Below are 25,770 nucleotides of genomic sequence, written 5' to 3'. Positions count from 1 at the left end.
ATAAAGGAAATCATCCTCACCAAGCGTGTCCAATGCATGTCAAATATTAGTAATCACAGCCATATGACTCATAATCATTTCGGCGGCCCGCTTATAACCGCCGGACTGCCTTAAAGATTCACCGATGAGGCAAGCCTGCTGTTTATATAATGGATTGCTTAGGACTTCTAACAATGCCTCTCTCATATCCGTTGCACTGAGGTTAAGTTTATTTAAAGTGATACCCGCCCCCAACTCCTGTACCCGATTGGCTACAAGAGGCTGATCCGACGTTAATGGAATCATTACCAACGGAACGTTGTAATATAACGCCTCACTCGTACTATTCATTCCGGCATGTGTGATAAAAACATCCGTATGCTGTAGCATATGGAGCTGTGCAACGTATGGCATGACGATAAAATTAGGAGGAATTTGATCAGCCAGCGGCCCCATATCCGTGTATCTTCCTGAAGAAAGAACTACATTCACTGGCATATCCCCAAATGCTTCAAAGCAAAGCCGATAGAAATCCAAGTTTTTATTTAAAATAGTACCCATAGCAATGTATACGGTATGGGGGTAACGTTCACGAAGCAGCTCAAACGGGAAGGTCTCAGCATCTTGACGCGGTATGATCGAAGGACCTGTGAAAATAAAACGATTGTCCAGTTTTTCTGCATGTGGCTGAAAATAACGGCTTGTATACACAAGCTTTAACCGGCCTGTATGTGCCGGAATCTCTTCCATGGACGGAAGACTCACTTGATACTCTTGCGCTAACTCCCGTGTTATCTTCATCGTAGCCTCATACAGCTCCTTCGTATTCGTATCCATCTCCTGCTCATCCATACCTCCGCTAGTCCCCAACGGATCAACGAAAGCAAAGGAGGCAATCGAACATACTGCGGGAATCCCTAGCTTTTCTGCAAGAATAGTCCCTCCCCAGCCCATCAGTGAATCAAAGATCAAATAATCGAACTTTTGATTGCCGATCACTCGAAACACCTCGGGTATAATCCTCTGAATGATACCGCCTACCATCATATAAATGAACTGATATGGATGACTGTACTCCTGCGGTTTCAACACGGGATCATGAGAAAAGGCATCTTGCGGAAATGGATAGGTTATGAGCAGGGCTCCGGTTTGTTCAATTCGGGAACGATACTCCTCCACACATACATAGACAACTTCCTCTCCACTGTCAATCAACTGGGTAACTAATCCTAACGACGGATTCACATGGCCTTCAGCCGGAGTAATGACCACTAATACACGTGCCATTTTATCTACCTCCCAATGCAATTTATCCTCCGTTCTTCATGATGTGTTTAGCGACGTGATGGTCATCCGTTACATGGGAAGGTTCTCTTTCGACTGGCTGATCGGATGATGTTCCTGATGAACGAGTTCGGTGATTCGTAGAGATGCCAGGAAACTTAATAAGACCCATAGTAATTGGAGTGTTAGCACGATCACCACTCCTGTCGATATGCCCCACTGTAAAGTTTCGGACAAGGCGATTAGAGCGCCGCCCACTCCTATACTTACACCCATATAGAAGGAATCCACAAATTGCAGATTCGAAGATAGTTCTCCCTCTTTCCCGGGCGCCGCATGTTGTAGAGCAATGGCTGCGGTCGTAGGATTAGCCAATCCAACACCGAAGCCGGTAATCATTTGCGAGAGCAGGATGAGTATGATTCCACCTTCCGAGAGCATAAGGGCCAGGATCACAAGTACAGTCCCAGCGATCATAATCCCGATACCTACCATAACTCTGTGCTTTCGGCCACGACCTTGATCCCGTCCATCAAGCTTCGCCTGCAGCCACGCTGCGGCGGACCAGCTCAGAGAACCTGCTGCTACAATGAGGCCGGCAAGATCTGCTGATACCCCCTTTACTTCGGTTAGTGCCAAAATCACAAAACTCTCCGTTGTAAAATAACAAGCTACATACAGCCCCCTGGAAACCAATGTAGCAGGCAATCCTTTTTTTACCGCAAAAGTGCCCTTAGGCAGAAGTATCCGCATGGGTGGGATCATGACGAATAAACCACCCAGAGTCAGAACAATTCCTGTCCAATCGGTTATCATACCGAGTCCTGTGAGTAATAGCCCCGTTCCAACGGCAAGCAGAATCGCATGAAGAGTTTTTGAGTCTGCTTTTGGGGCTTGACCCGTCAGTACCTGACGAAGTTGCAGTTCACGAAAAGAGCGGAATGTGAGGCTCAATGCCAAGCCTATCAGGGGTAAAACAATCCAGAAAACAAATCGCCATGACATATAGGAGGCAATTAGGCCTGCCAGGTAAGGTCCTATTAAGGAAGGCAGAACAAATGCCATGGAGAATGCTGCTAAAATCTGAGTACGCAAAGCATCCGAATAATGCAACGTCACACAGGTGTAAATGCATGTGATCAGAGCTCCCGCTCCAAAGCCTTGAAGGGCTCTTCCTGCAATAAGCATGTGCATATCCAAGGAAACAGCCGCAACCACGGTTCCCAGCACAAAAATACTAAACGACACGAGCAAGGAGATGAAAACGCCGCGCTTGTCAACCAGTTGCCCTATAACCAAGGTTCCAATAAGCTGGGATAACAAAAATGCGCTGAAAATCCAACCGTATAAATGAATACCCTGCAAGCTTTGTGCCATTGTCGCAGCAATTGTCGTAATAGCCAGCCCCTCGAAAGCTACGGTGGTTAGAACCAGCATAATACCAATCGTTAACGCTCTGTGCTGCCTGTCAAAAATCCCAATCTGATTGTTGTTTGTCTCCTACACCTCCATAATAGATTTTTTTATGGAAAATTTAGCCTTATTTATGATCTAAATATATATTAGCTAGTTCACTTTGTAAAGTATAATGTTTAAAAAGTCCTCCTTTAATCCTTCTGACTCCAGCAGCAGAAGATTGTTCTTTTGTAATACGGAACGTTCCTAAGTTTGTGGTATCTTCTACATGAGGCCCTCCACATACTTCCCGGCTCCATACTTTCCCTTCGTGATCTTGGATGGTATACACCTTAACGATTTCCGGATATTTATCCCAAAAGTTTCCTTCCACATTACTTTCTTTGGCTTCAAGTTTAGGCAGCTCTGAAATAGAGGTAACTGCTCTGGATGAAATTGCATCATTCACATACTTCTCCACCTTAGCTATTTGCTCGAGGGTTAGTTTTTCATCATGGTTGAAGTCAAACCGTAATCGTTCAGAAGTAATATTACTTCCTTGTTGGTGAACATGATCACCTAGAACTTCCCTTAACCCCGCAAGTAGCAAATGAGATACCGTGTGCAGCGCGGTTGTTTCTGCGGAATGTTCAGCTAAGCCACCTTTAAATTTACCTGCAGAAGCAGTTCTGCTCATTTCAGTATGTTTCTTTGCTGCCTCTGCATAAGACGCCTTGTCCTCCATGCTATATCCACTTTCCACTAGAAACTCTTCCGTCAACTCCAAAGGAAACCCATAGGTTTCGTAAAAATAAAAGGCATCTGCACCCGTAACGTTCCCCTTATTCTTTAGATGTTTTTGGATTTCAACTTCTCCTTGCTGTAACGTTCTATAGAAAAGACTTTCTTCCTTATTTACGATTTCGATTACTTTCTTTTTATTGCGGATCAAATCTTCATAAGCTGTTGCTTCATCGATATAAACTTCAGACAACTGACCCACAAAGCTTCCTTGTATCCCTATTTTTTTACCTGCACGAATAGCCCTTCTTAATAGCCTTCTTGTTATATACCCTGCATCACTATTTGCTGGCTCTGCACCGTCATTAATGAGAAACGTAGCCGCTCTCACATGATCCAGTATGATTCTAAAGGACTTTAGATCGTCAGCATAGGACTTCCCGCTTAGCTCCATCAACTTGTTCTTGGGATTAAGGAAGAAAGCCGTATTATAAATATCCTTGTCCCCGTTAAGGGCTGTAGCCACCCTTTCTAATCCGCCTCCATAATCCAGATTGGGATTTTGCATTTTTACGAATCCTGTCTCTCCTTTTGTGTAACACATAAATACGTTGTTCCCAATTTCCAGGAATCTGTCGCTTTCAGAAGCAGGATGATCCAGTGGATCACCGCTTGGGTCAAGATCATAAAACATTTCACTATCGGGTCCACCCGGTTCACCAACCGGCATATGGAGAGGACTTCCGGCCCGGCTCCACCAGTTTTCTTTTTCATCGTATAAAAATATTTTCCCGCCTCTAGATGCCCCGTATTGCCAGGGATCATCTTCAATGATGGGTTCTATCCCAACGGATTTGAATTTTGCTGACCAGAGCCCAATGGCTTCCGTATCTTTCGGTATGTTCAGTTCATCACTTCCTGCGAAAGCACTGATATACAGCCTGCCCGGATCCATTCCTAATTCCATGATCTGCCAATGCCAAATAGCGTCGATTTGCTTTTGCTTATAGTGTTGTTCATTTGCCTTGAACTCCCACCGGCCTATCATTTCGAAAAATGTCAGATGCGACGTATCTCCTACTTCCTCAATATCCACTGTCCTTAAGCACTTCTGAATATTAGCAATCTCATTGCCGATCGGATGCTTTTCCCCCAATAAATAGGGAACCATCGGCTGCATTCCGCTTCCTGTAAACAACGTTGAAGGATCATTTTCCGGTAACAAGCTAGAAGAAGGCACTTGGCTAGCCCCTATTCTTTTCATAAAATCAACATAGGATTGTCTCAACTCATCTGGTGTCATTCTAAACCCTCCATCAAATATTAATTATGCTTAAAACAAAAAAGCCCTAAGCTGACATGTTTCTTGTCAACTTAGGGCGAACGATTATGTCCGTGTTACCACCTAACTTCAGATTGCTCTGCGCTCTATCAGTACGGGATTGCTCCGATACTGTTTCCTGAATAACGGTGGAACTCCGTTGAAGCCTACTAAGATTCCTCTGTTCGGTCCACAGCTCCGAGACTGCTTCACTATTAGATCAATGAAGATTCGCACCAACCATCTTCTCTCTGTGAGATCCTTAATAGTTACTATTTCTCATCATAGCCTTTTCGTTTTAAGTTAAAGCTATGCTAGCACAATCACCTTGCTTCGTCAAATAAAAAGTTACCTGGAGCCGGCGCTTACCATTTGTTTGATCTGCACACGACCTGCCTGTAATAAAGCATCACTGAACTTCTCATCACTAACTGCCCTTGCCAGTGCCACAGTACCCACCATACTGCTCACCAACGCATAACCATTAGAGGGATCGATCCCAGCCATATTTGTAATAAACGCGATGAAACGTTGCAGCTCTTGTGTGTACGCTTGCCTAATATTTTCCGGTAGCTGGGCAACCTCTCCTGATAAAGCAGGTAAGATACAACCGGCTTCCATCTGATCCCGATGCAGAGGGCTTAAGTAAAAATCAATGACGGCCTCAATCGACGTCTGATCTTCATTTTTATTTTGGTCTGCAATTCTCTGAAGTATGTCGATGGTGTCACTAATTGCGAAATGACAGGTCTCCATCACAAGCTGATCTTTATTTGCAAAATGGGAGTAAAATCCTCCGTGCGTCAGTCCAGCACCTTTCATAATATGTGGAAGACTAATATTCCGCACGCCGTGGGTGCGAAATGCTTTGGCTGCGCTGGTAATAATATGGCTTCGAACTTTGAGCTTGTGTCCTTTCGGATAAGGCATCCTGCTCTCTCCCTTTTGTATAAGTCTGTATTTATGAATGTTTTTAAAATATTATAATTATCATATTATTTGATGTCAATTTATTATGAAGTGTTGACTCTTTTAAAATATGATGACTATAATATATTACGATCATCATATTTAATTTGGAGGTACTCATCATGAACTCATTAGAAGCTGTAGATACCCTGGTCATTGGATCGGGGCCTGGCGGTTATGTAGCCGCATTACGTTCGTCACAATTGGGTATGAAAACATTCATTGTGGAGCGCCACCAGATCGGAGGGGTATGTACGCATGTAGGCTGTATTCCTTCCAAAGCGCTGATTGCTGAAGCGGAGCGTATTCATTTGCGCAGACACTGGTATACTGTTGACGAAGCTTCTTCTTTTCAGGAGGCTCAGTTGTTTAAGCAAGCTGTGGTGGATAAGCAGTCTGGAGGAGTTCGGTTTTTACTTAAAACAGCAGGTGTGACAGTTATCGAAGGAGAAGCCAGCTTGATAGATGCGAATACCGTTGAAATTCATCACGCTGAACAGAATGAGCGCCGAATAGGCTTCAAACATCTCATTCTGGCAACCGGTTCCCGTCCGATTGAAATCAGCGCTCTTCCTTTCGGCGGACGGATTCTTTCATCCACTGAGGCGCTATCGCTGGCCGGTATTCCTAAGAGCCTTGTTGTAGTTGGCGGCGGTTATATTGGTGTGGAACTGGGTCAGATGTTTGCGAGATTTGGAACCAAAGTTACGATGCTTGAGGGCGGTGAACAGATTTTACCCGGATTTGAAGCAGAGCTTGTCGCACCTGTCGTTCGTCAACTGAAGAAGGACGGGATAACCATCTTAACGGAAGCTAAGGTTACAGGAGCAGACCAATATACGAGTCACATCAATCTACATTATATGCGTCAGGATCAACACCATGTTGTTCAAGCTGAATATGCGTTAATTACGGTGGGCAGGAAACCGAACACAGATGGAACCTTGGGTCTTGAAAATATAGGTCTGTCCCCTACTCCACAAGGCTTGATCGAGATTGACAAGCAGTGCAGAACATCTATCCCGCATATCTATGCCATTGGAGATATTGTTCAAGGCCCTGCCTTGGCTCATAAAGCTTCATATGAAGCAAAAATTGCAGCAGAAGCGATCGCGGGTAAACCCTCTGTCATCGACTACAAAGTTCTTCCGTTAGTTGTGTTTTCTCACCCGGAGATTGCGAGCGTTGGTCTTAGCGAAACGGCGTGTAAACAACAATCGATTCCTGTTGTCGTTGGAAAATCTATTTTTTCTATTAATGGCCGTGCGCTGGCTCTGAAAGAAACCGAAGGCTTTGTCAAAATCGTTGCTCATGCTGTGTCTGGTCTTGTATTAGGTGCACAGATTGTAGGCGCTGAAGCATCTACTCTTATATCTGAGCTATCCCTTGCGATTGAGATGGGAGCAACGGTAGAAGATATGGCTATGACCATTCATCCGCATCCAACGTTAGGCGAAATCATCATGGAGGCCGCAGAACAAGCCCATCGCAGATTGTAACAAACGAAAATTATTGATGCAGGAGGTTTACTTATGGTTCAGGTTGTACCTCTAATAAGCGGAACGGCTCCCGTCAAATAGGGTACAGCCTCCTCATGTGCGAGCACCGTCACCTCGTTCCCCTTGCCTGAATTACCTAAAGCAAGCCGCAAGTCAACACTTTTTACACTCTCTATTCGCGCAGTCCCTGAAAAGTATTCCCCCGTGTCAGCTTCTGACTTTGATCGGCCCAGCGGATCTGAATCGAACGGGAAGTGAATAGATCGGGCCCGTCCGATACTTGAAAATGCAAGTGTGCTTCACTGGAGTTCCCTGAATTACCAAGATGTCCGATGAGATCTCCCTGCTGGACGTTATCTCCTTTTTTGACGGCTACACTGCCTTGCTTGAGATGTGCTGTGATGCTGTGCTCCCCATTTCCATGATCAATGACCACAACATTGCCTGCCGGTTCTTCAGCGTTCATCACGCCCGGCGTGTTGTCCGGGATGTCATTTTTGACTTCAACCACCCTTCCATCTGCTGCTGCATAGAGCGGCTCACCAAAAGCATAATAGTTTTCATTTTCTTTTCCCTCACCTTGATAGCTTGAATCATCCTGTGTGCGGACAATGTCCAAGGCGTAACGCTGGGTTTCATGAGCATAATGATAGTTGGACAACACATCGTTCCCTCCCCAGAACACAAACCATTCGCCCTTCAGCGGAAACTGGAATGCAGTCTTGGTCAGCGCCTTATCCGTTTCTTCATGCGATTCAAGCGGCTGAATAAGCAGCCCCGCAATCTGGTGATTTTCGGCAAAAGAGGCTTGAATCCCCTTTGTCCCCGTCTGATCCTTCCATGAGCTTTCAACCAGATTGTTCATTTTAAATTCCGTAACCTTCTCCCATGAAGCAACGCCTTCCATAAAGCTAGCGGTAGTCGTCTTGAATTCGTCCAGCGATATGATTTCCTGTAGCTCCGGACTCATCTGTTTGTAGATGTCCTCCTTCGATCCCTTCATTAAGGTATCCATGAAATTGTCTGGTGTAATCATTGCGTCCTCCTCGGCTGTCTGTTCTACCAGTAATTGCTCTTGTGGTTCAGATGCTTCCGAAGTGCCGCACGCAGACAACATCACACACGTACCAAGCACTACGGCAAGCAGCTTCCAGCTTTTCGAATATACTCTAGTCATTTCCCTGTACTCCTTTGTTAGAACGATATCTTTCCAGTCCAGTGTACGACATCAATCTTATCTACCGTCTAACCTACGCTTACGTCTATCATAACTTTGAGACATGCTACATCGCCAAAATTAAGAATCCGTTAAGGTTACTGGCAAGCAGCACAGTGTTTCAGAATGGTATGATACTTATATAAAAAGCTGGGAGGCTCTATTTCGCCATGGATGAAGTTTCAATTTTGCTTGTTGATGATGAACAGGCGATTCTGCATATGCTCCGAACGGTATTGCTCAAGGAGCAATTCCTGGATATTGATACGGTCACTACCGGTGAAGACGCAATTGCTGCATGTGAAAAGAAAACCTATCACTGCATCGTGCTGGACGTGATGCTACCAGGCCGAAGCGGGCTGGAAATCTGCCCTTTTCTGCGTCAAATTACAGATGCCCCTATTCTCTTTCTGACAGCGAAAACCACCGATTATGACAAGCTGACCGGCTTCGCGGTTGGCGGAGACGATTATGTCGTTAAACCCTTTAACCCGCTGGAAGTAGTCGCACGGATCAAATCCCTGCTGAGACGATATTTGCCCAGACAGACGGAAGCGGAAAAACTGCCGCGGGAAGGGATCTATGACTATGGGCGCTTCCAGGTTATGGAGCCAGCCGGTGAACTCAGAGTCGAAGGTCAACCCGTGAACTGCCCTGCGCTGGTATACCAGCTGCTGCTATTCTTTTGCAAACATCCCAATCGTATCTTCACCAAGTCTGAATTGTATGAGCGGGTCTGGGGATCGGAGGCCATTTCGGATGATAACACCGTCATGGTACATATTCACCGGATTCGTGAGCGTATTGAGGCTGATCCCTCCAACCCTGAATTATTGGTGAACGTTCGCGGGCTAGGGTATAAGCTCATTCAGTCCGACATGGGATCTGGGCGATGAGTGTAAGACGCAGATTGATGACGCGGTTCATTGGCCTGCTTGCGGGTACTGTGGTCCTAATCTTGATCATCGGCGGAAGTATAGCTTACTGGGTCATTCAGCAGCTGAATGAGGCCAGCCTTGTTGAAGATTTTGCCACTGTCGGACTCGACCAGCTAATCAGTACAGCAGAGATTTTGCCGGACGGTAGTGTTAAGTATAATCCGGGGTTGCTGAAGCAGATCGAGGACAACAAAGGCTGGCTTCAGGTTCTCGATGAGCAGGGTCGTGTGTTGGATGCTTTTCATACCCCTTCCGATGTGCCGAATCACTATAAACCTGGAGAACTCATATCTTATTGGCAAGGACAAAAGCCCTTTCCCTACCGGCTATATCTGCTTATCCGCGAAAGAGAAGGCATTAATTTCACCCTGTTGTATGGAGAGAACAACCAGGCTGTAACCATGCTGGAGCAAGCATATAACGGGGGCCGTTATGCCAATAACAAGCTTGAACTGGCCTCCGGGCAGCAGGAAATCATTCGAGCAGCGGATGCCTATCTTCAGATTTTGGATGAACAGGGATTGGAGGTTACTTCTTTCAATAAGCCCGTAACAGGGATCCCTGACAGCTACAGTATCCAGGATCTGATTCTGCGTACACGATACCCCATCCGGTATGGAGTGAGTACAGTGACCAGCTATGATGAGCAGAATCATTCTACCTGGATGCTGAGTATTCCTCTTGGGAGCAAGCCGGCAGGTAGCAATGAGAACCCCTTCGGGTTTATTTTTGGACCTGCCCTGATTGTACTTCTGGTATCTATTATCGGCTTGCTGATCCTGCTTGCTGTCTGGTATGCCAACCTGTTCGGTTATCCGATGCTCCATATGCTCCAATGGCTGCAGCAGCTTGAACGCGGACAATATGAGGAGCCGGCCGGCCCCCGCGGCAGGCCGCTTAGTCAGAAGAAGAATGGGAGATGGCGACGTAAATATCGGGTATATACGGAAGTGTTAGGTTCCATCCAGACGTTATCCGATACCCTGAGACAGGATAAAGAACTCCGCAGACAGACCGACTCTCTGCGGGAGGAATGGATTGCTGGAATCACCCATGATCTAAAGACACCTCTGTCCTCCATCCGGGGTTATGCCCACATGCTGGAGGCAGAGAAATACCAGTGGACTACGGAAGAAGTCCGCGAATTCGCGGGCATTATGCTGGACAAGTCCATGTACATGGACAGGCTGGTCAACGACCTGGCCATGACATACCGACTGCGCAGTGGCGGATACCAGCCCCCTATTGAGCTAACGGATATCAATGCTCTGCTGCAGGATTTGGTACAGCGTGCTGAGCAGAACCCGGCTTTTGGAGAGAGCCGCATTACGTTCCATCCCGCCCCGGTTGAGGTACAGGGTTATGTACACATTCCCTCCTTTGAACGGATCGTTGATAATCTCACCGCCAACGCCCTGCTGCATAATCCGCCGGACACGAAGCTGATTGTAAGGGTGCAGCCAGGTAAAGAGGCAGGCGGTTTCATCGTTCAATTTGCCGATAATGGACGCGGAATGGATCAGGAGACGGTGTGGAAGCTGTTCGAACGATACTACCGTGGCACAGATACAGCGGCACCCGATGTCGGATCAGGCCTTGGCATGGCGGTAACCAAAGGGCTGATCGAAGCCATGCAAGGGCGAATTGAGGTTCGATCGAGTCCCGAAGAAGGAACGGTGATACGTTTGATATGGGATGCTCATTCGAGGGCTGGAACGAATTAATCCAGAGTTCATGTACACATTGGGGCATCAAAAGAAAGACGCCGGGCATCTTCCCCGGCGTCTTCTTCGATGATCAGTTACGCTCCGTATAGGCTTTGAAATTGTCGATGATCGTCTGCCAGCCTGCTTGCTGAAGCTCGACGGGATTGGCATTTTCCGCATCGAACGTTTGAATGATCTTCGTCTCATTCCCTTGATCGACGAACGTGATCTCCACTCTTCTTCCGTCTTCTATGGTATAGCTGATCACCTCATGCTGATTCACGACATCGTATACGCCGCCAAAATCAAAGCCCATGCTGCCATCCTTCGCTTCCATGCGTGTCAGAAAGGTCCCGCCGGCCCGCAGATTGTTCTCGGCTCTTGGCGCATGCCAGTCCTCGGATGCCTGATTCCACTTCGTGATGTGCTCCGGCTCAGTCCAGTAACGCCATACCTTCCCGATAGGGGCTTGAACCACGGCTTGTACAGTTACTTTCGTCGGTTGATTCGCTTCCATTTCAATAGACACCTCTCTCATGATCTTCGTCGCTTGGTTACTTACCATTGTCTCCTAACTGTTTGTGCAATATCCCCTGAAGTATTACTTCAATGGCCCAGAAGAACCTCTCCTTGGAGGCGGTATCCCCCGAGAATAAATCAGTCTTCAGACTGTTCATGAGCGGAAAACGTACCGGATCTGCTTGATTATAGTAACTCTGGGCAGTTTCCATCAGTTCGTTTGCTCTCTTAGCCTTCTCCAAGGCAACGGAAGATACGTACAGGAGCAACAGGTCCGTTCCCCAAGCAGCGGCCGTAGAGGTGATTCCACCCTTCTCCAGGACGGTAAGTAAATACTCATTCAGACGAAAAGCATGATTCCCAATAGGAATCGTCTGTAGGGATAGCTCAGCTAATCCAGGTTGCTCGATAAGCAGTTCTGCATAAGCATGCAAAGCTTGAAATAACTGCTCCTTCCAGTTGTCGTCCGTCAGCTCTGGCAGGTTCAACTCACCGAGACCAAGGTCAAGCACATAAGAGCTCAATTCCTGCAGATTTTTAACGTAAACATACAGGGAGGAAGGTCCGGTGTCCAGTTGCTTGGCAACCTTCCTCATGCTCATGCCGGAGGTTCCTTCCTGCTTCAGCAGCTCATACGCGGTCTTGACAATGATTTCATGACTAAGGGGTTCTTTGGCTGGCCGGTTACGGCGGCTCACAATTTCACGTTTAGGTTTCATCATACTTTTCTTATAACATGCCGGAAGCCAATAGTAAATACATCGCCGAAGATAACATCAGCCTTGCTGCTCATACAGGTCTTGATAAGATTGCATGAGTGCTGCAAACTTTGGAGCCGCATTCTCTGAGAAGCTCAGGATGAGATTTTCGTTAGACACATGTGCTTTCTCTGAGGCATACTGGAACATTTTCTCTTCATATTCTTCAATTGCCCCAGCTGTGTCCTTAATTCTTACAATGGCAAGAGCCAGCTCCAGCGCATCCAGCATCGCGAGATTCACCCCTTCTCCGGCAAAAGGAGACATGACATGTGCTGCATCTCCAATCAGCGTGACACCAGCGCTGCGTTCCCAGCGAAATCCGACGGGCAGCATGTAAATCCGTCTGGGTACAACCGCATCTTCCGCATACCGGATATAATTCTTGAGCGGTTCACTCCAATCGTGAAACAGCTCAAGCAGCTTGGCCTTCGTCTCCTGCGGATTATCGTTCCGGATTTCATCTAACCAGTCCCGTTCTACCTTGAAGCTCGCATATACTTTGATCCGTCCGTTGCCGTTCAGCTGGCCTAGAATCCCTTTGTGATCATCCAGTGCAAACATCTTGCCACGTGCGTTGAATGCGGCCAGATCCGGGTGATCGGCTGCAATAACGTTGAGCTCCAGCATAGTCAGACCTGAATATTCCACATTTGTATCGGTAAGCAGAGGACGAACACGGGAAAAGGCGCCATCCGCACCAATTACAAGATCTGCCACAGCGATATGTCCATTCTCAAAATGAAGCTCCGTCTTCCCCTCGCCCAGAGATACAGCCTTTTCCAGTTTATAGCCATACTGTATGATAGCCGGATCTAACTTGTTTAAAAGCAAGTCACAAAGCACACCACGGTCAATCTCCGGGCGTCTCTGCCCTTCCGAGCTCTCTTCGTCGGCCACTTCATCCAGGTATAGGTTTCCCGTCTTATCCATGAGCCGGAAGTCTTCGCCCTCAAACCGTGCTGCCTGCAGAAAAGCTTCATATAATCCGGCTTCCTTTAAAGCGAGCTGCCCGGATTCTTCATGAATATCTAAGGAACCTCCGCGTTCGTGGCTTAGATCCTCATGCTCACGTTCGTAAATCGTCGAGGAAATACCATGCTGCTGCAGAATCAGGGCAAGCGTTAGACCCCCAGGTCCACCTCCAATAATAGCGATCCGGCGTTGTTCTGTAGAATTATTTGTTGTCATGTGTAGACATCTCCTTCGTTTGAAAGTATTTTCTCAAGAATCGTGCTTCTTGCCTGCAAAAAACAAAGATAAAACCAATGCAATAACTGCAAAGCCCAAAGTAATCCAGAATGTTGAGCCGAAGGCATGACCTAATTGATCGGGTGAATGCTGTGCGGGAAGTCCCCTGATTTGTTTGGCCAGAAAAGCCATCGTGATGGTAACGCCGAAGGAGGACATAATTTGCTGTGCTGAAGTGGTTATGGGCGTAACACGGCTTATTAATTCCTTGGGAGCTGATCTGAGGACATGGGTATTAATCTGCATCATCGTTAATCCTTGACCAAGCCCTGCAAAAGCAAAGCTGCAAATGATATATAGCGAACTGGTATGGGCATCAATCTGCGTCAGTGCAAGCAAGGACCCGCAAAGCGACAGAATACCCATGATGGCTACCGGGCGAACACCGAAACGGTCAAATAACCGGCCGCCGGCATTAATCCCGACCGTAGATAACAGGGCTTGCGGGATCACATATAATCCAGCTTCAAGAGGGGTTAGCCCTCTCACTTGCTGTAAATACAGCGGGAACAAAAGGATACTTCCGAACAAAGCGATCTGATTCAACCAGGCGACAGAAATGCCATGCACAAAGGTAGGCGAACGGAATACTCTTAGCTCCAGCAGCGGATGCTTGTGCCGCAGCTCATTCCATATAAAGACGGCCAGTATAACCAGGCCCCAGGCCAGAGGAACTAACGTCCATAGATTGGACCACCCCTTCTCTCCTGCTTGATGTACGGCAAACACAATTGAAGTAAAGGCAATAGGAGCCAAAAGCGCACCGGTCACATCCAGCTTGTTATTGGCTTGTGCATCCGATGCAGGTAAGTACCTCCAGGCCATGAATAAAGCCAAGATGCCAACCGGTACGTTGATGAAAAAGATCCAGTGCCAATTGATGTACTCGATCAGCCAGCCCGACAATAAGGGACCCAGAATGGGAGCAAGCAGCATCGGGATCCCGAGGATGCCCATGACCGATCCTCTTTTGTCCGGAGGAGCGACCATGAATACAGTGGCAATTCCGATGGGAGCCACCATGCCTCCGCCCAGACCTTGAATGATGCGGAAAATGATAAGCTGACTAGGAGTGGTCGCCATTGCACACAGAACAGAAGCGAGCACAAATAACACAATGCTGATCATGAACATCCGTTTGGGTGAGAAACGGTCAGAGAACCAGCCGGCTAACGGAATGACTGCCGATAAAGACAAGGTATACGCCGTAATGACCCACTGAATCGTACTAAGATTGGTATCGAAGGCACTTACTAATTTCGGCACGGCTACATTCATGATGGTGCTGTCTAAGATCACCAGGAACATCCCTGAAGCAACAGCGAGAAGTATGGGCAAAATCTGTTTTAAGGAAAAGTCTGCTTGCATACTACGGCTATCCTTTGTCTCTGACATAAACGCTCTCCTCCTTTCCTTACATAAGCGTATGAATTAGTTAACCTGATACATTTATAACACAACGAACACTGTTCGTCAAGAATGGTGTTCGTTATTGGGTATGCGTCTTTCTTAGAATAAAAGGGTGTCCCATAAGCCATGAAATGGCTGGGACACCCTTTGTTTTGGAGCTGGATGGACATTTGCGCTCGGTGAGGACGCTCCGCCCCGCAGTAGTCATTCGGATACTGTAGGCGCTGGAAAGATAGTAACTGCATTTTGTACAATGGAATGCTGTAAATAAGGCCTCGAAATAGAATCTATTGTATTCCGTACAATTGAATGTTGAACAAAGGCCAGTTTTCACCCAAAACACACATTCTACTGTATGAAATACAATAGAATCTCATTTTACGGTCAGTAATCCATTTTCTATTGCAGGAAATACAATCACCTACTTGAATGTAAGAGCAGAAATCGGTAACGGGTGCAGGATCAGCCCAATATCTAGCTCGATGTTCATGCTCAGCCTTTAACACCCCTGAGGTTCATTCTTACAGTTTTAAAGTTGATGAGATATTAAAGGTCTTCCGGCTTTATAAATTTCACCTCGGGATAGCTGTCGTTTGGACCCTCAAGCAGTTGTCCCCCTTCTCCTTTCAATGCCTTATTAAAGAAATCGAGGACATAGTGATTTACGACGTCTGATCCTCTTTTACCATTTATATCTCCTGTGATTCCAGTCAGCTTGATCAGCTCAGAATAGAATTGAAGGTCCGTGAAATTGAAGTGCTGGGTACCCTCTATATAAATCGCAGGCCCTCCCTGATTGATCACATTTTTAATAATGTGCAGCTCTTCTTCAAGTTGTTTAGTGACTTCGTTATCCGGATTGGTACCTTTCTTGAAATCTGTCAACCAGTCTTTAAAAACTCCGGATCTTATGAACATAAACGGCTTGTTTAGATCATCTCTATTGTCCACTTCGATCAGTGACCCGTCCATATTGACCCCGGCCTTGATTCTAGGATCTACATAATTAGTATTAAACGCTGTTGCCCCCCCGAAGGAATGCCCCATTACGCCCAGATGATCTAGATCGATTTTTCCTTTAAATTGACTTTCGATTGCACCTGAATTCAGCTTTTCAATTTCGTCGATTACAAACTCCACATCTTTCGTCCATATCTTACCGATTCTTCTGCGATCTTCTACAGTAGTCGTCTTGGTGGTATAGTCCGTTACACGGCCATCCGGAAAAATGGTAGCAAAGGTGCTATACGTATGATCGATGGTAACTACTATAAACCCGTGACTGGCGAGATTCTCGGCCTGTGAAGCATGGAGAACCCGACTGGTTCCCATACCGTGAGATAGCAGTACCACAGGATAAGGACTTGTTGAAGGCAATATTTCTACATTTTCATAAGAGTTGGTTTTACTATACTTCCAGTAATCGAATACAAAGTCTGGCAGGTTTAATGAATTAGAATAGGTCTGGATATACTTTTTGAACATTTCTTTATCTTTGGGAAAAAGAGCTTCACTCTTCTTGTTACTGCTATTTGCAGTAGGGTACCACACTTGAACCATTAGTTCCCTCTTATCGCTTGGATCTTCAGTTAAGACTTCATCTCTGTTCTGATCCGTAAAATGAAAGGTTTGAGTACCCACCTTCTCCGGACCTTCAAGCTTCGGCAAATGAAAGACTGGCAAGTATACAGACAAGCCGGTAGATATAACAAGCAGAATGACGATGATGGAAGATGAACTATATTTCAACAGCTTCCCTGCTTTTATATTCCTTATATTCCCCATCTTGCCTAAATGCCTGAGTATAACGATGAGTATGAGTAACGCCGTCATCATATATACCAAAAGCAACTGCCATCTGTATCCCTCTACAAATAATTGAACTACCAATATAACGCTGCTTCCTATCCCCAAAACCAGTCCTGTTGTCTTTGCCCCTCTTCTGATAAACAATAGATCTGCGAGTAGCGCGAAACAGGATAGAACTAAAAGTATCTCAAATAATCTCATTTGACACCCTCTCTTTCTACTTCTTCTTTTGCTAAGATGTAAGTTTAACCAATGAAAGTGTACTCCCCGTGACGTCAATATGAACTGAATATGAACGGACAAAAGAAATGCATCAAAAGCTAAAAACCCTCAGGACGCTAGGATAGCGTTCCTGAGGGTTCATCCATTGCACAATGTCTAATGAGCCATTATAAGGGAGGCTGCACCAGTAACAGTTTCCCAAGCCGGATCACCGTTTGATCGTACCAATCCGGATGCTGCCGGATATGCTCACTGCTCCGTTCATTGCCGCTTGCCTCGAACACAGCCGCTTTGTCTGTCTTGCCGGTATCGAGCTCGAAGCGAACCGTATGTTTCCCGTTCGGGAGTTCCGGCAGGAATACATACTGATTCCGGTTATGATCGTTGTAGAATGTGAAGCGATCGACAATAAAGGGTTCTCCGCCATCCACCGTCACCTTCAATCTGCCGGAATCAGGTCCTCCGATATCGAATAATCCGATACGGGTGCCCTCGAACTGCACCGTAACCGCCTCTCCAGGATCGGCTGCCCGCCACAGGCCGGGAAACAACCAGCTGTACTCGCGAGCTAGAGCAGAATCACCCGGTGTCAGATATGACCATCCTGCAGAAAAAGTAGCCAGACTATCCAGTGGCAGCATGGCCGCATACTCCCAAGGATTAGCCGGGACCAGCGGATTCTGAGGCAGGTGATGTACGAACCTTCCCGGCTGATCTTGAAGCTCTCTAATGAGCTCAAAGGACCGGGTGATCGTATCCGTGTAAATCTGGTGTCCTTCGGGAATGGTCGGATGGATCGAATCATGCGTAAAAATAACGGCGTCGGGAATGGATACGTCTTCTCTTGAGGTGAACACGAGTTGTCCCTCCGACACCAGATGACTGACCGCTACGCCCAGATGGATCGAAGGAATCCCATAATAGTCAGCCACTTCCTCTTGCATTAGAGCGCCCCTCTGGTATTCCCCGGACTGGAACAAGGCCACATCCCGCTCCTTCAGCGTATACACGAACAGGATATCGGTAAACCGGCTCCGCTTGCGGATCTGACGGACAATCCCTTCGATCCGCGCCTTGGATTCGGGATCTCCGCCATCGTTACCGACAAATTCAACAAATACCAGATCAGGCCGGTGACGCAGTACATCTGTCTCCACACGGGCACAGCCCAGATCCGATCCTGTCCCGTTAATACCTGCATTCACCGCGCGGATATCCGCCTTAGGATATTGCCCACGAAGCCAATCCGCCGTCATGACCCTGTATCCTTCAGAACGCGTATTACTGCCACCGAAATAGACGATGGTGACCGTATCCCCATTTTCCAGCTTCTGAATGACATTAGGGAGCCCTCTTCGAGGGAATACATCCTTCATCTCGACTTCACCTGACCTCACTTATCGTTTTTAGGAGCAAAGCATTTTACAGCAAACACTTCAAAATAAGGCGAACCATACGTCGCATAGAAATCAAAACGGATTCGTATGACCGCCTTCGCATCCACCTTATGTTTGTTCAAGGTGAGATAATTGCCGCGGGTTATGATTGTCCGCTCGCTTCCGTCTTCTAAGGTTAAGGTCAACTCATAATCTTGGATCAGAGACTCAATCGGATCGTCGAAATGCTCCAAATTCAGCTGCGGGTTGAAAACAAGCTGGATTTCATCCACATTTTTGGGGCTGGCCAAACCAAATTCCAGCCATTCCTGTCCTTGCGTACGCTCAGAAATCCAGCTGTTCGGCAGACCATAAGGTCTGGAGAAGCCGTTGACGACATTCCCCGGATTATACATATCCTGGGCTGGCAACAGCTCCTTGAAACAAATGCTCTTATTGAATTTCTTCAGTCCGGACGGCTCTTCCGGTCTATAATAGAAGCTGACCGCTCCGGTCATTTTCTCTTCATTGCCGTATACGGCGAGGCCCGCCGTACCTTCCAGTACGATGTAGATTTTGTCGTCAGCCGGTTTCTGGCAGCCGAGGTCCAGCGTAATCCAGTCGTCATGACCGGTTGCAACAGCCAAGTTGTACTCTTTCAACCCGCTGACGGGAATATAATTTTCCTTCCGTTCCCCGCCGAACAGCTTCACCTGCAGGGTCTCCGGATGCCCGGACCTGTTTTTAATTTTGATCCGTACGCTTTCAGCTAAGGATGTCTGAATCGGCAGGACCAGACATAACCCTGTCTCCAGGGAAAGCTCTTCGGTTGGATGAAGATTGTCGTAGCTGCGCTGAGATGAAGCACGAATCGTTAATCCGTCAGCGAAGTACGGGTCCAATTCCTCCTGAAGCCCTACAATCGTCTGTCCGTCCCGGAGCAGCAGCGCCTGCAGCTCGCTCATATGATCCTCAGCTATAGCCGCAGGGTCGGCCTCATATTTCAAGCATAACGAAGCAGCCGTTCCCACCGCCTGTCCCATACAACCGCAGGTTGCCATTACTCTGGTCGATCCGAAGGCCACATGGGTAGCACTTATATTGCGGCCGGCGAACATAAGATTAGGAATATTTCGTGAATATAAACTGCGGAAAGGGATATTGTACAATCCGGGCACGAAATTCCAGGCTGTAGCCGGCCCCTCATCGTAGATGCCCTTATTGGCATGTAAATCCATATACCATCCGCCGACGGATACAGCATCCTCGAAATGCGGCTTTGTGGTAAGATCGTTCTGGGACAGCATGTGATCACCAATAAACCGCCTGGACTCCCGCTTTCCCGGAATCGGGCATACATAATCCAGGATGAGATTGGCTACATCATCAAATTCGCCGCTATTTTTGATATAATCCCAAATTCCGTACACCAGTTTCCGCAGCTCCAAGGCGATGTCTTCATTATTCTTGATAATATCCAGGTGCCCGCCGTATTCCAGCCACCACAATCCGCCAAGCCCGTTGATTTTCCTTGGAAAAGACCGGTGGTTTAAGCCTTGTCTGATACTATCGAAAAAAGCCAGCTTCGTAATATCATACGCAAAGCCAGGTCTTTGGTAGGGAACGGAATATCCTACGTCACGGGCTTGAAACAGGATCGTATCGCCCATGGTGTAATGGTCTGCCACTTCAGGTGCCAGTTCTTCCTTATATTCATGCTTCGCCTCTCTCCCCTGCCGGAAGTGAGCCCCTGCCTGATAGCCGACAATGCCATCTCCGGAACAATCGATATAGGTCCGGCTTTCGAAACGAAATTTTCTTTCGGAAGCTAATTGAAGACCCTCCACCCACTTAATTCTGCCGTTCTCCATCCCCGTTTCATGCACACATGTATTCAGGAATAGAGCAATGTTAGCCTCACCATAGACCATGTCGAGCAAGACCGTATCCGAAAGCGAAAGCATAAGCTTCTTGTTGTACAACGGATTATAGTGAAAAATCTTCAGCTTGAGCTCTTCCACCAATCCGCCCTCGCGCGCATAATAGGATGGACTGTTTCCGAGATATGCCGACCCGTTGATATGAACCCTGACCTCGCTGCTCGCATTTCCTCCAAGGACCGGCCGGTCATTAATGAGTGAGACCTGCAGCCCTTGGCGTGCGGCAGCAATGGCTGCGCAGATCCCGGCAATACCTCCGCCTACGACGGTTACATCTGCTTTAATAAGCTCCATTTTGATAACCTCCATGATTAGATCCTTCTCTCATGGTAAGCTTTTTGGGGAGCTTTTTTTTACATGATTTCACGAAAAAATTATACGATTGTTGCAAGGTTATCCCGATTCATACCGGGTCATTTTAATCCGGTATTGCTTGGGCGTATCCCCCGTATATTCTTTAAATAATTTGCAAAAATAACCTTCGTTCACAATCCCTACTTCCTCGCACAATTCCAATATTGAATAATCCCGAACATTTAACAGCTCGAGAGCTAATTGGATTTTTTTACGGTTGATGTAAGTGATCACGCCCTCGTTCATTGTTTTTTTGAATAAGCTGCTAAAATACGATGGAGCTAAATTCACTTCCTCGGCAATCGCCTCGAGCGTTAACCGCTGTTTCAGGTTACGCTCTATAAACTGTATAGCACTCATGATTTCAGCGCGGTGTAAAAGCTGGCCGGCGTGTACATAGTCGTAGGTGAAGTCGCCAATATAGGCAAGCTGCTCCCGGAAAGACATACACTCGATGGGAAACTCTGCTACCTCCGTGGTCAGCTTGTTTCCTGATTTAAACTTCACCGTAATGTCTCTGTACAAGTCCCGCAGCATAGGCACCATGATGGACTTATGGATTTTATGGTCCGTAACGAACTGGTTCAGATCAGCAAAGGCCTTCTCCAGCTCATCCTTGGAGACCTTTCTTTTCAGCCCGTCAAGAAATTCAGCCAGCCTCTGCTGAAATTCTTCTTTTCTGTCATTGTGGTATTGGAAGCGGTGCATAGGTGTTTTTACTGCTTTCTCTGTATGATAATAGAAATCATCACTCACCTTTTGTGCTTCCGTGTAAGCTTGTTTGATCGATTCCCAGCCCCGGTGCGGACCTCCAAAAGCGACAGATACCCTTACATTCAAGTATTGGTGCAAATGGGAGACGATCTGCCCCCCTAATGCCTGGCAATCATATTCCGTTTCCAGATCACTGCGGTGATTCTCCCAGGAAAGGAAGCCAATAAAACGGTTAGCGGATAAATCCGCAGCTACACCACTGCCCCCATTCATCACCGTTTCCTCGATGATATTCGTAATCGCATACCTCAGGATGCTTTGATCAGACGCTGAATAAGCGTTCCGGAAACTTTCATACCTGTTCATTTCGACAATAAAACAGCAATAATTAGCTTGGAAGAAATGAAACTGCATGCGGTTGGCAAAATCCGATGCCCGGTGAGAAGGAATTTCGCCCCTGATCAGCTCGTTAAAAAACTGCTTGCGGACTCTATATTTATTTTCAAGCACGGATACGTTTAACGATTGAAATTCCGCTTCTTTTTTCTTAAGCTCATTTAAATTCCCGGCTGCCTTATCTAAAGCCCGGTTCAAATCCGCTTCCCTGAGCGGAACCTTAACAATGTACTCCATTACGTTGGATTGAATCGCTCTCTGAGCGTATTCAAAGGAGGAATAAGCGGTCAAAAGAATGAACTGAGTACGGGGGAGCGTTGACTTTAGCTGCTCTATCATGGAAATCCCATCCATTCGCGGCATCACGATATCAGATATCACGATATCCGGCTTAAGCTTTACGATCTCCTCTATCCCCTCCAGCCCATTATTCGCTGTGCCCACCAGATGAAATCGCTTATCTCTAAGGGAGAGCTCTTGAAAAAACAATTCCAGCCGCTGAAGGATCAGATCCTCATCATCAACAATGAAGCAGGTGTATTCTCTCACCATCATGCATCTCCTTTAAACAAGCCTGCCGGGAATACGGCCTGAACACGGGTTATTTCCTTAGGTATACTCGTGATTTGGAGTCCGAATTGTTCTCCGTAGTGAAGTCTGATCCGGTCATGAATATTGTTTAATCCGATTCTTTTCCTTTTCACTTCCACATCACTGGGTTCTGAAGTTAAAATATGCTGTATGGTATCAGCCGGAATACCCTCGCCTTGATCAACGACTTCTATGATGACCCTGCCGCCCTCTCTGTACGCATGAATAGTAATAGGGCCTTCGATCCCCCCTCCGTTATAACCATGGAAGATACTGTTCTCCACAAGCGGCTGCAGCAGCATTCTAAATACCGGAAAGTCTGTTAATCCTGCTTCGATATCTTCAATCAATTGAAAGCTCCGGTTATAACGGATGTTCTGGATCGCGATATAGTCCGATACATTTTGCAGTTCCTGGCGCAGTGAGACCTTCTCCGAAGCGTCGGCGATCCCGTATTCCAAGATTGAAATCAGAGACTCGATCACCACATCTACTTTCTCAATCTGTCCGAGCCGTATGACATTGCTGATAGAACCAAGCGTGTTATACAGGAAATGAGGGTTGATTTGCGATTGCAGCACTTGAATTTCCAGCTTGCGTTCAAGGTCATGATGAAGCTCTGCTCCCCGGATCAGTTCCACAATTTGCTGCAGCATACGATCGAATGCCCGGGAGAGATCGCCAAACTCATCGTTTCGGTTAATAGATATAGTAGTTGTCAGGAGACCCTGCTCCACCCGTTTCATTTTTGTTTTGAGTGCGTAGAGCGGAGTCCTTATATATTTGGCAATAAAAAAGGATACGAACAGGCTTAAGAGAAAGCCCGCAGCCAGAAGCTCGATATAATAGGTTTCCAATCTGGACAAAGCCGCTTTCAAGCGTGATTCATCATTGATTGAGATAATGGTCCAGTTGAACTTTTCCGTCGGTTTTTTCAGAAGGGAGACCTGAGTTCCCTCCTTGGTATGCAATTGAAGGCTTGTTTCTGCGGTATCCAGAATTTGTTCCGCTGACGTTTCGCCGATTGAAAACGTATGGTCTTGAATATTCAGGGAGCCTTTATTTCCCGAAAATCCGGCAATGATTTTTCCCGATGCGGTGATTAGAGCCAGATTCATTTGTTCTTGTCTATTAATCTTGAACAAGGTTTCTTCAATGGCATTGAGATCCAAATCTACCGCAATGGCCATAGGAAACGGAGTGCCGTTCAGATACCGGACCATGGTAACGGTCCAGCCGGAATATTTAGATTTGTAAGGGTCGCTGACAAAGGTTGTCCTTCTGTTCTGGTCAGCGGCAGCAAACAAGGGTTTTCTTTCAGCTAAAGGTTCATCGAATATCCGGGTAGCCGTGCTTCCGCCTAGAATGGATAAATCGCTTTGGATCAGATAAATATTACTGACGTAACTGCTGTTGAGTTCATATAGCTCTCTTAATTGCTTTTTAATTACGTCCGTATTGTCAATATTGGCTTTCACCGATGATTCCACCGAGAACAGGATCGTCTGGAAGGAGGAAAAATTGACGGTGAAATACTGGTCTATCTTGTCAAGAATTTGGTTGGTGTAATACACATCCGTGGTTCTTATTTCCTTTTGGACATAGCGGTAAGATAATTGGCTGATCAAGATGATGCAGCTTAATACAAAGGCAAAGACGATCAAAAATAATTTTAAGGGCAGGCTGATTCTTCTTCGCATCGATCATCTTCCTTCTGCATCGGTATGGAACAAATCATAGCATATGACAATAAAGAGAGGGCTAAGGCTAGCCGCTCTCTTCGTTTAATTTTTACTTGATTAAGCCTGCTTCCTTAAATTGTTTGATTACAGACTCCCTATATCTCTGCATGTCAAACTTGGTCTCCAATGTATCTAGGAAATTGTCCCAGTTCGAAAGAGGTTCCTTGCCAGTCATAAATTTGACCAGGCTCTCATTAATGTAACGCTGGCGGTCAGCTGCCAATGAATCGTTCGGGTCTTCAGTCAATAAGTTCCCGGGCAACGTAGGCGCCACGTATTTCTGATTGTTCTCAAACGCTTCTGCCGTCTTAGGATTCTGGAAGCTGAAGTACTCCGCATCATCCCCGCGGCGCGGCATTCTATAATGATCGACCCAGAGGTACTTTTCTTTCATGTCCTTCGATAATTCAGAGGTTTTATTTTTGATCTTGCCGTCCACCACATCCCAGTGAATCCCTTTGATCCCGTAGGCAAAATTCGGATAGGCTTCTTGGTCCGTGAAGAAATAATTCAGCATGGACAAGATCCGGATGATTTTCTCCTTATCCGCTTTCTTGGATATGGCCCATGAATTGCCCTGGAACGATTTTCTCTCTACAATCTGATCACCATAAGGACCTGTCATTGGAGGAATAACGATCCATTCCGGCACCTCTCCGCTGATTTCTTTCATTTTCTGCTGATAATCCGGCTCCAGCCTGCGGGCGTCTCTGATCATGAAGCCCACTTTCCCCTTGAATAACTTTTGGTCGAGCAAATCGGGCGTATTCATCGTCACCCAGTCCGGATCTACAACTTTGGCTTCCATCATTTTATGGATATAAGCGAGTGCTTCCTTCATTTTGGGATCGGTATACAGGAACACCGGTTCATTATCCTTCACATCAATGGCTGAGGGAGGATTGACACCGAACATCCACATCAGACTATCGAAGCCGTAGGTTTGCAGATTACCTTCTTTATTCATACCGCCGATGAATCCGTACGTATCGTTCTTGCCGTTACCGTCCGGGTCCTTCTCTGTAAAGGCTTTCATAACTTCGAACAGCTCGTCAGGTGTTGTAGGCACCTCCATATTCAGCTTTGTCAGCCAATCCTTGCGGATGAAGTAGCTTCGGCTGATACCGTTGACATTATCATAACCTGGAACCCCAATGGTTTGTCCCTGATAGGTCACTGCCTCCCAGGAGTCGCTGCTGAAACGTTTCTGCAATTCAGGAAATTGATCCAGATACGGTGTCAGATCCGCAAGAACGCCTTGATCATAATATTGCGCAAGATCCGCCCGGCTTTTCAAGAAGATCAAATCCGGAATATCTCCGCCGGCTATGAGCGTATTTAATTTAGTCGTGGCTTGCCCGGATTGGGGAATCATCATTTCGAGGTCAATGTTTACGGCTTCCTCCAGCATTTGGCGCTGAATATCTTCTTCACGTGGAGGAATCGGAGCAGCCGCATTGAACGTACCCTGGTTAAACATCGTAATTTTCAATTTGGTTTCAAAGGGACTCTGCTGGCCCTCTGAATTCCCCGATGCTGCTGGCGTATCCTCTTTTGGTCCCCCACATCCTGACAATACCGTTCCCATACCCACTATTGCTGTCAGCATAGCCAATGTAATTGCTTTACGTTGCATAATG

The 25,770-nt window shown here is 46.7% G+C and carries 18 protein-coding genes and 1 other annotated feature; of the genes, 3 read left to right on the top strand and 15 right to left on the bottom strand.

Annotated features, from left to right (window positions below):
* Nucleotides 1-39 precede the first annotated feature (39 nt).
* The 4 genes from MKY86_RS15160 to MKY86_RS15145 all read right to left on the bottom strand — a co-directional run bounded on the left by MKY86_RS15160 (nt 40) and on the right by MKY86_RS15145 (nt 5,650).
* Nucleotides 40-1,266, bottom strand: coding sequence for a macrolide family glycosyltransferase (locus MKY86_RS15160; RefSeq protein ID WP_076075178.1), 1,227 nt, complete (start codon nt 1,264-1,266; stop codon nt 40-42).
* 69 nt (nt 1,267-1,335) lie between these two features.
* Nucleotides 1,336-2,700, bottom strand: coding sequence for an MFS transporter (locus MKY86_RS15155; RefSeq protein WP_083684442.1), 1,365 nt, complete (start codon nt 2,698-2,700; stop codon nt 1,336-1,338).
* 103 nt (nt 2,701-2,803) lie between these two features.
* A complete protein-coding gene (locus MKY86_RS15150) occupies nt 2,804-4,702 on the bottom strand; it encodes an alanine--tRNA ligase (protein WP_076075183.1) in 1,899 nt (632 codons plus the stop codon).
* 69 nt (nt 4,703-4,771) lie between these two features.
* Nucleotides 4,772-5,015, bottom strand: a binding site (T-box leader).
* A gap of 53 nt (nt 5,016-5,068) precedes the next feature.
* Entirely contained in the window at nt 5,069-5,650 is a 582-nt protein-coding gene (locus MKY86_RS15145) for a TetR/AcrR family transcriptional regulator (RefSeq protein WP_076075185.1), read from the bottom strand.
* A gap of 161 nt (nt 5,651-5,811) precedes the next feature.
* On the opposite strand from MKY86_RS15145, the gene lpdA reads away from it, so the two are divergent.
* A complete protein-coding gene (gene lpdA / locus MKY86_RS15140) occupies nt 5,812-7,188 on the top strand; it encodes a dihydrolipoyl dehydrogenase (protein ID WP_076075188.1) in 1,377 nt (458 codons plus the stop codon).
* 172 nt (nt 7,189-7,360) lie between these two features.
* On the opposite strand, the gene MKY86_RS15135 is transcribed toward lpdA, so the two are convergent.
* The gene (locus tag MKY86_RS15135; RefSeq protein WP_076075190.1) at nt 7,361-8,365 is read right to left on the bottom strand and encodes a M23 family metallopeptidase; all 1,005 of its coding nucleotides are present in this window, start codon (nt 8,363-8,365) and stop codon (nt 7,361-7,363) included.
* Nucleotides 8,366-8,574: 209 nt separating this feature from the next.
* On the opposite strand from MKY86_RS15135, the gene MKY86_RS15130 reads away from it, so the two are divergent.
* Together MKY86_RS15130 and MKY86_RS15125 are read left to right on the top strand one after the other, a co-directional pair.
* On the top strand, nt 8,575-9,300 hold the full coding sequence (locus tag MKY86_RS15130; RefSeq protein ID WP_076075192.1) for a response regulator transcription factor: 726 nt from the start codon (nt 8,575-8,577) through the stop codon (nt 9,298-9,300).
* A complete protein-coding gene (locus MKY86_RS15125) occupies nt 9,297-11,066 on the top strand; it encodes a sensor histidine kinase (RefSeq protein WP_076075194.1) in 1,770 nt (589 codons plus the stop codon). Before MKY86_RS15130 ends, MKY86_RS15125 begins: the two co-directional genes overlap by 4 nt.
* Nucleotides 11,067-11,139: 73 nt before the next feature.
* On the opposite strand, the gene MKY86_RS15120 is transcribed toward MKY86_RS15125, so the two are convergent.
* The 10 genes from MKY86_RS15120 to MKY86_RS15075 all read right to left on the bottom strand — a co-directional run bounded on the left by MKY86_RS15120 (nt 11,140) and on the right by MKY86_RS15075 (nt 25,766).
* Nucleotides 11,140-11,565 (bottom strand): SRPBCC family protein, encoded by a 426-nt coding sequence (locus MKY86_RS15120; RefSeq protein ID WP_076075737.1) that lies wholly within the window; start codon nt 11,563-11,565, stop codon nt 11,140-11,142.
* Between the two features lie 37 nt (nt 11,566-11,602).
* Nucleotides 11,603-12,289 (bottom strand): TetR/AcrR family transcriptional regulator, encoded by a 687-nt coding sequence (locus MKY86_RS15115; RefSeq protein WP_076075197.1) that lies wholly within the window; start codon nt 12,287-12,289, stop codon nt 11,603-11,605.
* A 54-nt stretch (nt 12,290-12,343) separates the two neighbouring features.
* Nucleotides 12,344-13,516 carry an FAD-dependent oxidoreductase gene (locus MKY86_RS15110; protein WP_076075200.1) on the bottom strand — a complete coding sequence of 391 codons (1,173 nt, stop codon included), beginning with the start codon at nt 13,514-13,516 and terminating at the stop codon, nt 12,344-12,346.
* A 33-nt stretch (nt 13,517-13,549) separates the two neighbouring features.
* Entirely contained in the window at nt 13,550-14,971 is a 1,422-nt protein-coding gene (locus MKY86_RS15105) for a DHA2 family efflux MFS transporter permease subunit (RefSeq protein WP_083684445.1), read from the bottom strand.
* A gap of 561 nt (nt 14,972-15,532) precedes the next feature.
* On the bottom strand, nt 15,533-16,996 hold the full coding sequence (locus MKY86_RS15100; protein ID WP_076075202.1) for an alpha/beta hydrolase family protein: 1,464 nt from the start codon (nt 16,994-16,996) through the stop codon (nt 15,533-15,535).
* 188 nt (nt 16,997-17,184) lie between these two features.
* Nucleotides 17,185-18,393 carry an SGNH/GDSL hydrolase family protein gene (locus tag MKY86_RS15095; protein ID WP_076075205.1) on the bottom strand — a complete coding sequence of 403 codons (1,209 nt, stop codon included), beginning with the start codon at nt 18,391-18,393 and terminating at the stop codon, nt 17,185-17,187.
* Between the two features lie 17 nt (nt 18,394-18,410).
* Nucleotides 18,411-20,627 (bottom strand): FAD-dependent oxidoreductase, encoded by a 2,217-nt coding sequence (locus MKY86_RS15090; protein ID WP_340827131.1) that lies wholly within the window; start codon nt 20,625-20,627, stop codon nt 18,411-18,413.
* A 99-nt stretch (nt 20,628-20,726) separates the two neighbouring features.
* On the bottom strand, nt 20,727-22,349 hold the full coding sequence (locus MKY86_RS15085) for a response regulator transcription factor (RefSeq protein WP_076075209.1): 1,623 nt from the start codon (nt 22,347-22,349) through the stop codon (nt 20,727-20,729).
* Nucleotides 22,349-24,088 carry a sensor histidine kinase gene (locus MKY86_RS15080; protein ID WP_076075211.1) on the bottom strand — a complete coding sequence of 580 codons (1,740 nt, stop codon included), beginning with the start codon at nt 24,086-24,088 and terminating at the stop codon, nt 22,349-22,351. The genes MKY86_RS15085 and MKY86_RS15080 overlap by 1 nt, the downstream gene beginning before the upstream one ends.
* Before the next feature lie 91 nt (nt 24,089-24,179).
* Nucleotides 24,180-25,766 (bottom strand): extracellular solute-binding protein, encoded by a 1,587-nt coding sequence (locus MKY86_RS15075; RefSeq protein WP_076075214.1) that lies wholly within the window; start codon nt 25,764-25,766, stop codon nt 24,180-24,182.
* Between the last annotated feature and the right edge of the window lie 4 nt (nt 25,767-25,770).

Origin of the sequence: Paenibacillus sp. FSL R7-0333 (assembly GCF_038000365.1) — a bacterium.
Classification (GTDB): domain Bacteria; phylum Bacillota; class Bacilli; order Paenibacillales; family Paenibacillaceae; genus Paenibacillus_AQ; species Paenibacillus_AQ silagei.
The sequence above is the reverse complement of the archived record's forward strand: the minus strand, read 5'-3'. Positions and strand labels throughout refer to the sequence as shown.